This is a genomic window from Scleromatobacter humisilvae (genome assembly GCF_023231945.1).
GTDB lineage: Bacteria > Pseudomonadota > Gammaproteobacteria > Burkholderiales > Burkholderiaceae_C > Scleromatobacter > Scleromatobacter humisilvae.
The window spans coordinates 749,141-762,240 of sequence record NZ_JAJLJH010000001.1; the positions used below are offsets into that span (position 1 = coordinate 749,141).

General features: G+C 70.3%; 13 protein-coding genes. 3 read left to right on the forward strand and 10 right to left on the reverse strand.

The window, feature by feature from the left end; genetic code table 11:
- Positions 1-14: 14 nt before the first annotated feature.
- Genes LPC04_RS03510 through LPC04_RS03520 form a run of 3 tightly spaced genes read right to left on the reverse strand, consistent with a single transcriptional unit; the run spans position 15 to position 2,051 of the window.
- Positions 15-407: a Rieske (2Fe-2S) protein gene (locus LPC04_RS03510; RefSeq protein WP_275680794.1), complete on the reverse strand. Its 393-nt coding sequence runs from the start codon at positions 405-407 to the stop codon at positions 15-17.
- On the reverse strand, positions 400-1,074 hold the full coding sequence (locus LPC04_RS03515) for an HAD-IA family hydrolase (RefSeq protein ID WP_275680795.1): 675 nt from the start codon (positions 1,072-1,074) through the stop codon (positions 400-402). Before LPC04_RS03515 ends, LPC04_RS03510 begins: the two co-directional genes overlap by 8 nt.
- A complete protein-coding gene (locus LPC04_RS03520; RefSeq protein WP_275680796.1) occupies positions 1,071-2,051 on the reverse strand; it encodes an RluA family pseudouridine synthase in 981 nt (326 codons plus the stop codon). Before LPC04_RS03520 ends, LPC04_RS03515 begins: the two co-directional genes overlap by 4 nt.
- 928 nt (positions 2,052-2,979) lie before the next feature.
- Between LPC04_RS03520 and LPC04_RS03525 the strand changes: the two genes are divergently transcribed.
- The 3 genes from LPC04_RS03525 (at position 2,980) to LPC04_RS03535 (ending at position 7,665) form a co-directional block, all read left to right on the forward strand.
- The gene (locus LPC04_RS03525; protein ID WP_275680797.1) at positions 2,980-6,198 is read left to right on the forward strand and encodes a ribonuclease E/G; all 3,219 of its coding nucleotides are present in this window, start codon (positions 2,980-2,982) and stop codon (positions 6,196-6,198) included.
- Positions 6,199-6,263: 65 nt separating this feature from the next.
- Positions 6,264-6,830 carry a hypothetical protein gene (locus LPC04_RS03530; protein WP_275680798.1) on the forward strand — a complete coding sequence of 189 codons (567 nt, stop codon included), beginning with the start codon at positions 6,264-6,266 and terminating at the stop codon, positions 6,828-6,830.
- Positions 6,831-7,005: 175 nt separating this feature from the next.
- Positions 7,006-7,665 (forward strand): hypothetical protein, encoded by a 660-nt coding sequence (locus LPC04_RS03535; RefSeq protein WP_275680799.1) that lies wholly within the window; start codon positions 7,006-7,008, stop codon positions 7,663-7,665.
- A gap of 4 nt (positions 7,666-7,669) precedes the next feature.
- Here the strand turns inward: LPC04_RS03535 and nagZ are convergent, their stop codons facing one another.
- The 7 genes from nagZ to LPC04_RS03570 form a co-directional block, all read right to left on the reverse strand.
- Positions 7,670-8,854 (reverse strand): beta-N-acetylhexosaminidase, encoded by a 1,185-nt coding sequence (nagZ, locus tag LPC04_RS03540; RefSeq protein ID WP_275680800.1) that lies wholly within the window; start codon positions 8,852-8,854, stop codon positions 7,670-7,672.
- 8 nt (positions 8,855-8,862) lie between these two features.
- Entirely contained in the window at positions 8,863-9,285 is a 423-nt protein-coding gene (gene acpS, locus LPC04_RS03545; RefSeq protein ID WP_275680801.1) for a holo-ACP synthase, read from the reverse strand.
- Positions 9,282-10,079: a pyridoxine 5'-phosphate synthase gene (locus LPC04_RS03550; RefSeq protein WP_275680802.1), complete on the reverse strand. Its 798-nt coding sequence runs from the start codon at positions 10,077-10,079 to the stop codon at positions 9,282-9,284. Before LPC04_RS03550 ends, acpS begins: the two co-directional genes overlap by 4 nt.
- A 16-nt stretch (positions 10,080-10,095) precedes the next feature.
- Positions 10,096-10,884: a DNA repair protein RecO gene (recO, locus tag LPC04_RS03555; protein WP_275680803.1), complete on the reverse strand. Its 789-nt coding sequence runs from the start codon at positions 10,882-10,884 to the stop codon at positions 10,096-10,098.
- A 1-nt stretch (position 10,885) separates the two neighbouring features.
- Positions 10,886-11,797 carry a GTPase Era gene (gene era, locus LPC04_RS03560; protein ID WP_275681915.1) on the reverse strand — a complete coding sequence of 304 codons (912 nt, stop codon included), beginning with the start codon at positions 11,795-11,797 and terminating at the stop codon, positions 10,886-10,888.
- Between the two features lie 151 nt (positions 11,798-11,948).
- Positions 11,949-12,689 carry a ribonuclease III gene (rnc, locus tag LPC04_RS03565; protein WP_275680804.1) on the reverse strand — a complete coding sequence of 247 codons (741 nt, stop codon included), beginning with the start codon at positions 12,687-12,689 and terminating at the stop codon, positions 11,949-11,951.
- An 8-nt stretch (positions 12,690-12,697) separates the two neighbouring features.
- Positions 12,698-13,093: a DUF4845 domain-containing protein gene (locus tag LPC04_RS03570; RefSeq protein WP_275680805.1), complete on the reverse strand. Its 396-nt coding sequence runs from the start codon at positions 13,091-13,093 to the stop codon at positions 12,698-12,700.
- Positions 13,094-13,100: the final 7 nt, after the last annotated feature.

Here is a 13,100-nt window from a genome sequence, read left to right on the forward strand (position 1 = left end):
GGGAGTCGCTTGGTTTAGGCGGGATTGTCGAACACGACGGGGCGAATGTCCGCGCTGGGGGTCCAATAAACCTGGCCGTCGCGCTCGACGACGTCGACCGGCATCAGGCGCGCGCCCGCGCACGGGCCGGCGATGCAGCGGCCGTTGGTGGGCTCGTAGACCGCGCCGTGCATCGAGCAGACGATGAAGCGGCGTTCGTCGTCGAGGAACTCGCCGGGGCGCCAGTCCATCTCCGTCGGCACGTGCGCGCAGCGGTTCAGGTAGGCGACGACGCGGCCCTCGAAGCGCAGCGCGAACGCGCGCGCCGGGCGGCGCCACAGCAGCACGTCGAACACGTGCGCCTTGCCGGACTCCGCCAGCTCGGTGCTCGCGCACAGCGGCAACGCGGCGTCCGGCAGGTCAGGCATGTTGTTCGAGCCACGCCGCCAGCTCGCCGACGCCGTGGGCGACGATCAGCGGCGAATGCGTCGCGAATTCCGACGAAGGGTGCGCGCCGTAGGCCACCGCGATGCTGGGCGTGCCGGCGTTGGCCGCCAGCTGCAGGTCGTGCGTGGTGTCGCCGATCATCAGCGTGCGGTCGGGGTCGACGCCGAACTGGCGCATCAGCTCGTTGAGCATCAGCGGGTCGGGCTTGGAGCGCGTCTCGTCGGCGGTGCGCGTGCCGTCGAACAGGCCTTTCAGCTCGACCGTGTGCAACGCCTCGTCCAGCCCCGCGCGGCTCTTGCCCGTGGCGACGGCGAGCCAGTGGTGGCGCTTCTTCAGCGCGTGCAGCATCTCCAGCACGCCGGGGAACAGCGTCAGGTCGTGCTGGCGCGCCAGGTAGTGGAAGCGGTAGCGGTCGACCATCTGGGGGATCTGCTCCTGCGTGATGGACGGCACCGCGTGCTCCATCGCCGAGCGCAGGCTCAGGCCGATGACCCACGACGCGCGCTCGTCGTCGGGCACCGGCAGGCCGAGGTCGCGGCAGGCGGCCTGAATGCTGTGCACGATCAGCGCGGTGGAATCGAACAGCGTGCCGTCCCAGTCGAAGACGACGAGGTCGAAGCGGCGCGGGCGGTCGGGGGAGTCGGTCATGTCTGTTTCGCGAGGGCGGCCACGAGCGCCGCGCATTCGGGCGGCAGCGGCGCGACGAGCTCGAGGCGCTCGCCGGTGGCGGGATGGTCGAAGGCGAGCTGGCGGGCGTGCAGGAACATGCGCTCGAAGCGCACGCCTGTCACCGCCTCGCCGCGCGCGTAGCGCTTGTTGAGGGCGAAGTCGCCGTACTTGTCGTCGCCGACGATCACGTGCCCGGAATGCTGCAGGTGGACGCGGATCTGGTGCGTGCGGCCGGTCTTGATGGTGACGTCCAGCAGCGCGGTGTCGACGAACTGCTGCGCGATGCGCACCAGCGAGATCGAGCGCTGGCCATCGGGATGGTCGTCGGCCACCGGGTAGACGCGGCGCTCGCCGCCGCCGTCCTCCGTCTTGTGCAGCGCGACGTCGATCACCTTGAGCTTCGCCGGCCAGCGGCCCACCACCAGCGCGGCGTAGGTCTTGCCCGTCTCGCGGGCACGGAACTGCTCCTGCAGGGCGAGGAGCGCGCTGCGCTTCTTGGCCAGCAGCAGGATGCCGGAGGTCTCGCGGTCCAGGCGATGCACCAGCTCCAGGTACTTCTGCTGCGGCCGCGCGCGCCGCAGCTGCTCGATGACGCCGAAGCTGACGCCCGAGCCGCCATGGACGGCGGTGCCGGACGGCTTGTCGATCGCGATCAGGTGCTCGTCCTCGAACAGGATCGGGAACTCGCGCGGCGGCGCCGCGTCGGCGGGCAGCGCGGGCGCGGACATGCGCACCGGCGGCACGCGCACCAGGTCGCCGCCGGCGAGCTTGGTGTCGGCCGACGCCCGGCCCTTGTTCACGCGCACCTCGCCCGAGCGGATGATGCGGTAGACGTGTGTCTTGGGCACGCCCTTGAGTTCGCGCAGCAGGAAGTTGTCGAGGCGCTGCCCTTCGAACTCGGCGTCGACCGTGACGGTGCGAACGGCCGGCGCCGCCTCCACGACGGGCGGCGGCACCGGCGCAGGCGTGACGCGCGCGGCGCTCGCGGCAGGCCGCTGGCGCGGCTTGGCGACGGCGGCCGGGCCGGCCTTGGCTTGTCCCGCCTGCTTTGATTTATTGGCGCCGCGAGCCCCGGTTTGAGCCGGCTTGCGTTTCGCCTCTATAATTGGCCGGACCACGTTAGCGACATAAGTTCTTGATTTTTCAGAGTTTACCCGGGTAATCCGCGGGTCGGCCCTTTAAAACCCGACAACGGTTTGCGCTGCCGTGGCGCCAAGTATCGAAAGATGCTGGGCAAATCAGGTGATGCAACGCGCTCGGCGCCTCGACAGGCCGGTGACCACGAAGTGGCCCGGCGGCCGAATGCAAAGACGCGGAAGAGCAACGACTAATGAACCGACCTGCATTCGACGCAGGCTGGAGATAAAGGTTTTCCAAGGTTGCCAGACGCTGTTCCCCGACGGGAGCGACAGCTGGCGGCCGGTGTCAGATCCTTTGCAATCGCAACGCATGGCGTTCGTTTCCCACCCCCACCTCATCCTGTCCCGCCACGCGGGCGAGTTCGGACGGCCCTGGCCGCTGCCCGGCGCTTCGATGCGCCGCGCCGCCGCCACCGCCCTGCCCTCGCTCCGGCTCGACGGTCTCGCGGTGCGTGGACCTGCAGGAGCGGCGTCCGCCGTGACCGCAGGTGGCCTTCGGGAAACATCCGGCGCCCGGCACCGCGAGGGCAAAGCCTGACACCCAAGCGCCAACGCTGCCCGTGCCGACCGCCTCTTCGAGGCCCGGCGGGCAGTCCAGGGCGGTTCCTTCCATCGGTTCAGTCGTCGTTTCTCGTGCATCGTTAGCGCGCTCCGCAGGCCCTGTCGACAGCGGCCTGCATGGAGCGCAGTGGGACGACAGTCCCGCGCCGGCCTATCCGCCGCGCGGGGCGAAGAAGGAGTGCACGTGAAACGCATGCTGATCAACGCGACCCAGCCGGAAGAACGCCGGCTGGCCATCGTCGACGGACAGAAACTGCTCGATTTCGAAAACGAGATCGAAGGGCGCGAACAGCGCAAGGGCAATATCTACAAGGCGGTCGTGACGCGCGTCGAGCCGTCGCTCGAAGCCTGTTTCGTCGATTACGGCGAGGATCGCCACGGTTTCCTGCCGTTCAAGGAAATCTCGCGCCAGTATTTCCGCGAGGGCGTCGACGTCAAGTCCGCCCGCATCCAGGACGCCATCCGCGACGGCCAGGAACTGCTGGTGCAGGTCGAGAAGGAAGAGCGCGGCAACAAGGGCGCGGCGCTGACCACGTTCGTCTCGCTGGCCGGCCGCTATCTCGTGCTGATGCCCAACAACCCGCGCGGCGGCGGCGTCAGCCGTCGCATCGAGGGAGAGGATCGCGAGGAGCTGAAGGAAAACCTCGACCAGCTCGAGTACCCCAAGGGCATGAGCCTGATCGCGCGCACCGCCGGCATCGGCCGCAGCGCGCCCGAGCTGCAGTGGGACCTGAACTACATGCTCAAGCTGTGGGACGCCATCGACGGCGCCTCCAAGTCGGGCAAGGGCGCGTTCCTGATCTACCAGGAATCGTCGCTGGTCATCCGCGCCATCCGCGATTACTTCACCGCCGACATCGGCGAGATCCTGATCGACACGGACGACATCTTCGAGCAGGCGCAGCAGTTCATGAACCACGTGATGCCGGAGACGGCCAATCGCGTGAAGCGCTACCGCGACGACGCGGCGCTGTTCAGCCGCTTCCAGATCGAGCACCAGATCGAGACCGCGTTCTCGCGCACGGTCAACCTGCCGGCCGGCGGCGCGATCGTGATCGACCACACCGAGGCGCTCGTCTCCATCGACGTCAACTCCGCCCGCGCCACGCGCGGCGGCGACATCGAGGAAACCGCGACGCGCACGAACCTGGAAGCCGCGGACGAGATCGCGCGCCAGATGCGCCTGCGCGACCTCGGCGGCCTCATCGTCGTCGACTTCATCGACATGGAAGAGTCGAAGAACCGCCGCGAGGTCGAGCAACGCCTGCGCGACGCGCTGCGCTTCGACCGCGCCCGCGTGCAGTTCTCGTCGATCAGCAAGTTCGGGCTGCTCGAACTGAGCCGCCAGCGCCTGCGCCCGGCGCTGAGCGAAGGCAGCCACATCACCTGCCCGCGCTGCAACGGCACGGGCCACATCCGCGACACCGAGTCGTCGGCTCTGCAGATCCTGCGCATCATCCAGGAAGAGTCGATGAAGGAAAACACGGCCGCCGTGCACGTGCAGGTGCCGGTGGAAGTGACGTCCTTCCTGCTCAACGAGAAGCGCAGCGAGATCACCAAGATCGAGCTGAAGCAGCGCACCACCGTGCTGCTGGTGCCCAACAAGCACCTCGAGACGCCGAACTACAAGCTCGAGCGCCTGCGCCACGACGACGCCCGCCTGGAGAACCTGCAGGCCAGCTACACGATGATCGAGGAGCCGCAGGACGAGGTCTCGATCACGCGCCGCGACAAGGCCAAGGCCAAGCAGGAGCCGGTCATCAAGGGCGTGCTGCCCGACCAGCCGGCCCCGCCGGCCCCGGCTCCCGCGCCGACGCCTGCCCCGGTCGCGCAAGCCGCTCCGGCCGCGCGCGCGCCGCGTCCCGCACCTGCGCCCGCCCCGGCGCCCGCCGCCGGTGGTTTCTTCGGCTGGATCAAGAGCCTGTTCGGCGCGGCGCCTGCCCCCGCGCCGGTGGCCGCACCGGCCCCGACGCCCGCGACCGCCGCGCCGGCTGCCGCGCGCAGCGGCGAGTCCCGCGATGGCCGCGGCCGTGACGACAAGCGTCGCGGTGGCCGCAACGGCGAACGTGGCGGCGAAGGCCGTGGCGATCGCGGCAGCCGAGGCGCGGAAGGCCGCGGCGGCGAACGCAAGTCCGGCGAAGGCCGTCCGCCGCGCGACGAGTCGCGCCGCAATGAACGTGGCGATCGCAGCGAGCGTCCGCGCGAGACCGTCGCCGAGAACGGCGAGGCGCGTCCGGAAGGCCGCGGCGGTCGCCGTGGCGAGCCGCGCGTCGACGGCGCTCCGCGTGAGGGTGGCCGCGAAGGCGGTCGCCGCGAGCGCGGCCCGCGCGAGGATCGTCCGGCGCAGGTCGATGGCGCCGAGGGCATGACGGCCGAGGCCGCACCGCAACGTGACCGCAGCGAGCGTGGCGAGCGCGGCAACCGCCGTCCGGCCCCCGCGCCGCTGCAGCCGGTCGAGGGCACCGAGCCGCAGACCTTCGGCGAACTCGGCGCGCAAGGCGAGCTGAGCGATGTCGCACCCGGAGCCGAGATGCTCGAGGGCGCAGTCTCCGGCGACGGCACGCCCGCGGCCGACGGCGAGCGCGACGGCCGTCGCCGCCGCCGTCGTCGTGGCGGTCGTGGCCGTGACGAGGCGTCCGCCGAAGCCGGCGTCGACGGCGAGAACGGCGAAGCCCGTGCCGAAGGCGAGCCGGCGGTCGAAGGTGCCGAAGGCGCCGCCCCGGCCGAAGGCGAGCAGCAGGCCGACGGCGAAGGCGGCGTGCGCCGCCGTGGCCGCGGACGCGATCGCAACCGCGGCCCGCGCCGCGAGGACGGCGTCGGCGACACCAGCGGCGAGACCGCCACCGAAGGCCTGCCCGGCAATGCCGCGCTGACCGAGGCGGCCGGCGTCGCCGAGCCCGCACTCGCGCCCGCGCTGGCCGACGACGTCGCCCCGCGCCGCGAACGCGGCGATCGTGGCGCGCGCTCGGAAGTGCCGGCCCCGGCCGAAGCCGCTGAAGCCGCCGAAGCCGCCGAGGCCGACGAGGCGCCCGCGCGCGTCGCCGTGCCGTTCGAGTCGCGTGCCTTCGCGGCGCCGACGCCGGCACCGGCGCCTGCGCCCGTGGCCGCGCCCGTCGCCCCGGTGGCGCCGGTCGTGCCGAAGTTCGACCTGCCCATCGCCGACCTGAACTCGCTCGCGGGTTCGGCCGGCCTGGAGTGGGTGCACTCGAACGCCGACAGCGTGCGCGCGGCCCAGGAGGCCATCGCCAACGCGCCGAAGCCCGCGCACGTGCCGCGCGAGCGTCCGCCGGTGGTCGTGGTCGACGAAGGCCCGCTGGTGCTGGTCGAGACCCGCAAGGATCTCAGCCAGATCAAGCTGCCGTTCGACACGCCCGCGGCGCAGGCGTCCGGCTTGCCGGAATAAGGCATGAGCGCCGCCCGGCCGCCGGAAGGCGCTCGCAACGGAGGCCATCGGCCGGAGGTCTATCTGTGAATTGCCTGCCCACCCTGCCCGCCCGTCGCCTTCCGTTCAACGCGAGGGCGCGTGCGCCAGGGGCCGCCGGCCTCGCTGCCGCGCTGCTGCTGGCGCTGGCCGCCTGCAAGGATGTCGACACGGTGCCCGTGGGTTCGACGCAGGGCGGCGCCGCGCTGGCCGCCTCGCAGCCGGCGGTCTCCACCGCCCACGTGCCGCCGCCGCCGATGATCCAGCAGGTCAGCACGCCCGCCACCAAGGCGCCGCCGGCCTCCGGCGAACTCGCGGCGGTCGATGCCCAGCTGGACACGACGTTGAACAACGCCGCGTCCTGCACGGCCGACACCGAGTGCCATTCGGTGGCGGTCGGCTCCAAGGCCTGCGGCGGCCCGACCGGCTACCGCGCGTACTCGAGCAAGACCGTCCCCACCGCGACGGTCGAGGCGCTGGCCCAGCACGAGCGCGAGCTCGCGGCGCAGGCGGCGCGCGCGTCGCACCAGGTGTCGCCCTGCTTCATGCTGGCCGACCCGGGCGCGCGCTGCGAGCAGAACAAGTGCGTGACCGGCCGGCCCGCGACGAGCTGACCGAACCCGCGCCATCGAAGCCGCGACCCGCGAGGGCTCGCGGCTTTTTCATTTCCGGCGGGCCACCCGCTGCGAAAGTGCGACGCATCGCACGGTCCGACGAGCTTCCCAGGACATGCCCGGCGCGTCGCGCGATGCGGCAGGTAAAGTTCCGCAAACTTCCTGCTCGACATCGATGAATTTCGCCTCGCTGATCCGCGCCCGCTGGCTGCGCCTCGCCCTTGCCTCGCTGTTCGCCCTCGCCGTCGGCCAGGCCGCGGCCCAACTGCCGGCCAAGCCGGGCAAGTACGGCAAGACGCTGGTGGCCGACGTGGTGCTGTCGCCGTCGCAGATCGACAAGTTCGCGGCGCTGCTGGCCACCCTGGCGGCCACCCCGCACGGCTCGCAGAACAGCGTGATGTTCGGCGACACGGCCGACTGGCTGGGCGACACCTTCGTCGCCAACTCGACGACCAACCCGTACACGATCGTCGTCTCGGTGGACGGCACGGCCAAGGCCGCGGGCGACGTCGTCACCACGTGGAAGGCGGGCTGGAAATACGAGGACAACTCGAACCGCCAGGGCCTGATGCACGGGCTGTCGGCGTTCGACGTCAAGGCCGGCGAGCACGTCACGATGACCGGCGTCGCGGCCCCGTCGCGCTTCGACCGCGACAAGACCGTCGCGCCGATGCTGAGCCTGGTCGACGCCAGGAACGTCAGCATCGCCCACGTTCAGGTGCAGGTCTGGTCGGGCCTGGGCGAGACGAGCTGGCTGCAGACGCTGTCGGCCTGGCGCTTCCTGATCTTCGGCGTCGTGGTGCTGGCCGTCGTCGTCGTCTTCCGCAGGATCTAGCTTCTTACAGCCGATCGAGTGCGCGCAGGTAGGCCGCGTCGCGCATCAGGTCGTCCCAGGCCAGCGGCTCGGTCTGCGGCACCAGGTCCAGGCGGCGCCGCTCGCACGCGGCATCCGGCAGCCAGGTGCCGTCCGCGCGCGCCTTGACCAGGCCGTCCAGCAGGTCGTCCAGCGGCTTGCCCTTGCCCACGCTCTGGTTGCACAGCAGCACGAGATCGCAGCCGGCGTTCATCGCCAGCGCGGCGGCCTCGGCGTAGCCCAGCGTGCGGCCGGCCAGCGTGCGCGCGCCGGCCATGCTCAGGTCGTCGCTGAAGATCGCGCCGGTGAAGCCGAGGCGGGCGCGCAGGATGTCCTGCAGCCACCTGGGCGAGAAGCCCGCCGGCTTGTCGTCGACATCCGGATAGACGACGTGCGCCGGCATCACGCTGGCCAGCGAGGTCGACAGCCACTCGTAGGGCCGCGCGTCGTCCAGCAGGATCTCCGACAGCGGACGCGGGTCGACGGGGATGTCGACGTGGCTGTCGGCGGCGACGTGGCCGTGGCCGGGGAAATGCTTGCCGCAGTTGGCCATGCCGGCCTGGCGCATGCCCAGCATCAGGCTCTTGGCCAGCAGCGTGACGATGCGGGCGTCGCGGTGGAACGAGCGGTCCCCGATGACGACGCTGTGGCCGAAGTGCAGGTCGAGCACCGGCGCGAAGCTGAGGTCGACGCCGCACGAGCGCAACTCCGCGGCCATCACGAAACCGGCGGCGGTGGCCGCGTCGGTGGCGGCCATCGCGCCGTCGCCCGCGGCACCGGTGCCGTCGTCCATCCAGCGCTTGCCGTAGGCATCCATCGCCGGCAGGTGCGTGAAGCCGTCGGTGCGGAAGCGCTGCACGCGGCCGCCCTCGTGATCGACGCACACGAGCAGGTCGGGCCGGATCGCCTTCATCTCGGCGACGAGTTCGGTGACCTGCTGCCGGTTGACCCAGTTGCGCCCGAACAGGATCGCGCCGCCCGTCAGCGGATGCGCGAGGCGGCGCCGGTCATCGGCGTTCAGCCTGGTTCCGGCGACGTCGAGGATGACGGGCGCGTGGTCGTCGAAACGCGCGTCGGCGACGAAGTCCAGCGGCTCCTTGAATTGCTCGACGATGCGGGCTTCGCCGGAGAGCTTGGGCGTCTTGGCGGTCTTCTTGATCTTGCTGGCCATCGGGGTGTTCAGGGTTGGAGAGCTGTGGCAGGAAAGGTGGCGGCGGTCTCGACGACCACGAACGAAGCCACGTAGTCGGTCTCGTCGGTGACGGTCACGTGCGCCACCAGGTTGCGCTGGGCGAACCAGGCCGCCAGCTCGCCGTGCAGGCGGATGTAGGGCTTGCCGGAGCGTTCGTTGAGGATCTCGCAACTGCGCCAGGTCATGGGCATGTGCAGGCCCATGCCCACGGCCTTGGAGAACGCCTCCTTGGCCGAGAAGCGCGTCGCGAGGAAGCGGATGCCGCGGCTCTCGACCTTGGCGCGCCGCGCGTGGAAGACCTTCAGCTCGTCGGGGCCCAACACCTTCTCGGCGAAGCGGTCGCTCTTGCGCGCCAGCGTGGCCGCGATGCGGCGCACGTCGCACAGGTCGGTGCCGATGCCGTAGATCACGCCAATGACTCCGCAGCCCCGGCATCGACGATCGCGCGCAGATACCGGTGCACCGTATCGCCCAGGCCGTATTCGAGCGCGTCGGCGATCAGCGCGTGGCCGATCGAGACCTCGTCGACGCCGGGGACGGCGCGGATGAAGTCGGTGAGGTTGGCCAGGTTCAGGTCGTGGCCGGCGTTGATGCCCAGCCCGAGCGCCAGCGCAGCCTCGGCCGTGCGCGTGAACTGCGCGAGCACCTCGGCCTGGCGCGGCGTGCCGTGCGCGCTGGCGTAGGTTTCGGTGTAGAGCTCGATGCGGTCGGCGCCGAGTTCGCGCACCGCAGCCATCGCCTCGGGGAGGGGATCCATGAACAGGCTGACGCGCACGCCGAGCCCGTGGCATTCCTCGATCAGCGGACGCAGGCGGTCGGCGTCCTTGGCGACGTCCCAGCCATGGTCCGAGGTGAACTGGTCCTCGCTGTCCGGCACGAACGTGGCCTGGTGCGGACGCACGTCGCGGATGAAGGCCATCAGGTTCTGCGTCGGATTGCCCTCGATGTTGTACTGGGCCTCGGGCCACTGCTTGAGCAAGGCCGCGAGCTCCATGACGTCGCCGGCGCGGATGTGGCGCTCGTCGGGGCGCGGATGCACCGTGATGCCCTGCGCGCCCGCCTGCAGGCACAGCGTGGCCGCGCGAGCGACGCTGGGGATGCCCAGGTGCCGCGTGTTGCGCAGGTGGGCCACCTTGTTGACGTTGACCGACAGCGCGCAGCGATGCGGGCGGACGATCTGTTCGGGAGCGACGAGCGGGTTCATCGGGACTCTTTCTTGTTCAGCGACCGCCGATCAACTGACGGGCATCTCGCATGACGTCGCGCGTCCTGAGCGACGGCGAACCGAGATGATAGTGAACCAGCGACCGCAACACCGGCTTCAGGCGATCGAGCCGCGTCGCGCAGGCCACGTGCAGCGCGCCGAGGTTGTTGTCGCGCAGCGCGGCGTCGATCTCCAGCAGGTCGCCACCGGGCAACCGGGCGGCCGGCAGGTGCGGGTCGGCGTCGACGACGCCGCGATCGCCCAGCCATTGGTAGTCCGCCTCGGGCTGCAGGCGCTGCTGCGTCGCGGTGACGCGGTCGAGCTCGGGCAGCAGGCCGATCGCCTTCAGCAGCACCAGCTCGAACGCGCGCAGGCCGATCTGCTCGGCAAAGTCGTCGGACGTCGCCAGGCTGCGCAGCGTCGCGGCGTAGGCGTCGAACAGCAACGGATGCGCGTCGCCGCGCGCGAGCAGCTTCATCAGCAGCTCGTTGAGGTAGAAGCCCGCGAACAGGCGCGCCGGCGGCAGCACGGGCGTGGCGTCGACACCGGCCCACTCGGCGCTGCGCAGCGTGACGACGTCGGACTGCGCCTCCTCGGCCTGCTTGCCGATCACGGCCGACAGCCGCTGGAACGGCAGCAGCACGCTGCGCAGCTGCGAGTACGGCCGCTTCGCGCCCTTGGCGGCCACGGTCACGCGGCCCTTGCTGCGCGTGAACAGGTCGAGGATCAGGCTGGTCTCGCTCCAGTCGTAGCGATGGAGCACGTAGGCGTCGAGCGGCGCGGTGACGCGGCGAGCGGTGGGCACGCTACTCGTAGCCGTACGAGCGCAGATGCTCTTCGGAATCCGCCCAGCCGGAACGAACCTTGACCCACACCTCGAGGAACACCTTGGCCTCGAGCAGGCGCTCGAGCTCCTGGCGCGACTCCGAGGCGATGCGCTTGAGCTGCTGGCCCTTGGCGCCGATCACCATGCCCTTGTGCGCGTCGCGCTCGACGATGATGGTCGCGGCGATGCGGCGCATCGTGCCTTCCTCGGCGAACTGGTCGATCACCACCGTCACGTTGTACGGCAGCTCGTCGCCCGTCAGGCGGAACAGCTTCTCGCGGATGACCTCGCTGACCAGGAAGCGCTCGCTGCGGTCGGTGAGCATTTCCGCGTCGTAGAACCACGGCTGCTCCGGCAGGTAGGGCTTGAGCACGCCCAGCAGGCGCTCGATGTCGTTGGTCGAGTAGGCCGACATCGGGAAGAACTCGGCGAACGCGAACTTGTCCTGCATGGACTTCAGCCACGGCAGCAGGTCGCTGCGGCGATGCACCTCGTCGAGCTTGTTCGGGATCAGGATCACCGGCTTGCCCTTGGGCATCAGCTGCAGCGCCTTGGCGTCGTCCGCGCCGAACTTGCCGGCCTCGACCATGAACAGCACGATGTCGACGTCCGTCAGCACCGACACCACCGTCTTGTTCAGCGACTTGTTGAGCGCCGCCGAGTGCTTGGTCTGGTAGCCGGGCGTGTCGACGAAGACGAACTGCGCCGCGCCCTCGCTGCGCACGCCGGTGATGCGGTGGCGCGTGGTCTGGGCCTTGTTGGACGTGATGCTGATCTTCTGGCCGACCAGCGCGTTCAGCAGCGTCGACTTGCCGACGTTGGGACGGCCGACGATGGCCACGAGCCCGCAGCGCTTCTTCTCGCCGTGCTCGTCGACCGACGCCGACAGCATCGCCGCGATCGCGGCCTCGCTGAGCGGCGTCTCGATCATGTCCTCGTCGCCGTCGTCGGCGAAGTCCTCGGGCAGGTTCTCGGAGTCCTCGCTGCCCTCGGGCAACTCGTCTTCGGGCAGCTCGTCGGACGAGTCGTGGGGAGGTTTGATGTCAGGCACCGGGATGTCCTTTGCGGATGGGCACGTCGAGTTCGCCGGCCTTGATTCGATCGAGCAGTTGCTGCGCGGACGCCTGTTCCGCGGCGCGGCGCGACTTGCCGACGCCCGTGGCGCGCCACTGCAGCGAGGGGACGTCGCACTCGACCTCGAAGGTCTGCGCGTGCGCCTGTCCGCGCGTGGCGACGATGCGGTAGGCCGGCACCGGCACGTGCCGCGCCTGCAGCCATTCCTGCAGCTCCGTCTTGGCGTCCTTGCGCCAGTTGTCGGTGGTCGTCGACATGATGGTCTCGCCGAACAGCCGCTTGACCAGCGCCTGCGCCGCCTCGAAGCCGCCGTCGATGCTGACGGCGCCGATCAGCGCCTCCACCGCGTCGGCGAGGATGGACGGCCGCGTCGCGCCGCCGCCGCGCGCCTCGCCGTCGGACAGCTTCAGCGCATCCGGCAGGCCAAGCACGAGCGCGACCTTGTGCAGGCTGTCCTCGCGCACGAGGTGGGCGCGCACGCGCGTGAGGTCGCCTTCGTCCGAGCCGGAGAAGCGGTCGAACAGCAGGCGCGAGACGGCCAGGTTCAGGACGGCGTCGCCCAGGAACTCGAGGCGCTCGTTGTGGTCCGCGCCGAAGCTGCGGTGCGTGAGTGCGCGCTCGAACAACGCGCGTTCGGCGAACTGGTAGCCGAGCCGTTGCTCGACCAGCGCCGCCCCGCGGGCGGGCGTTGACGACGCGTTGCCGGACATGTTCAGCCTCAGGGCCCCTTGAATCCGCCGGAGGTGGCGGAGCCCGAATACTTCACCAGGATGAAGACGGTCGGATCGAAGATGGGAATCTCGACGTTGTAGGCGTACGAAGTACGGAAGTTGCCGGTGTCGCCGACCGGCTGGATGTTCAGGTCCTTCGCGCCGATCGTCTTGATCGAGTATTCGACCTCGATGGTCTTCTCGAACTTGCCACGGATATCGGCCGCGCTGGCCGGGTTGTCCTTCATGATCTGCGAGATCGCCTTGCGGATCGTGAGGTACTCGTTGACCGAGGGGAACACCCGCGCCGCCATCAGCATGAGGAAGCCGACGACGATCGCCAGGATCAGCATGCTGACGATGGAGGCGCCGCGCTGGCGCGTGGGAAGCCGGGACGGGATCATGAAGTGG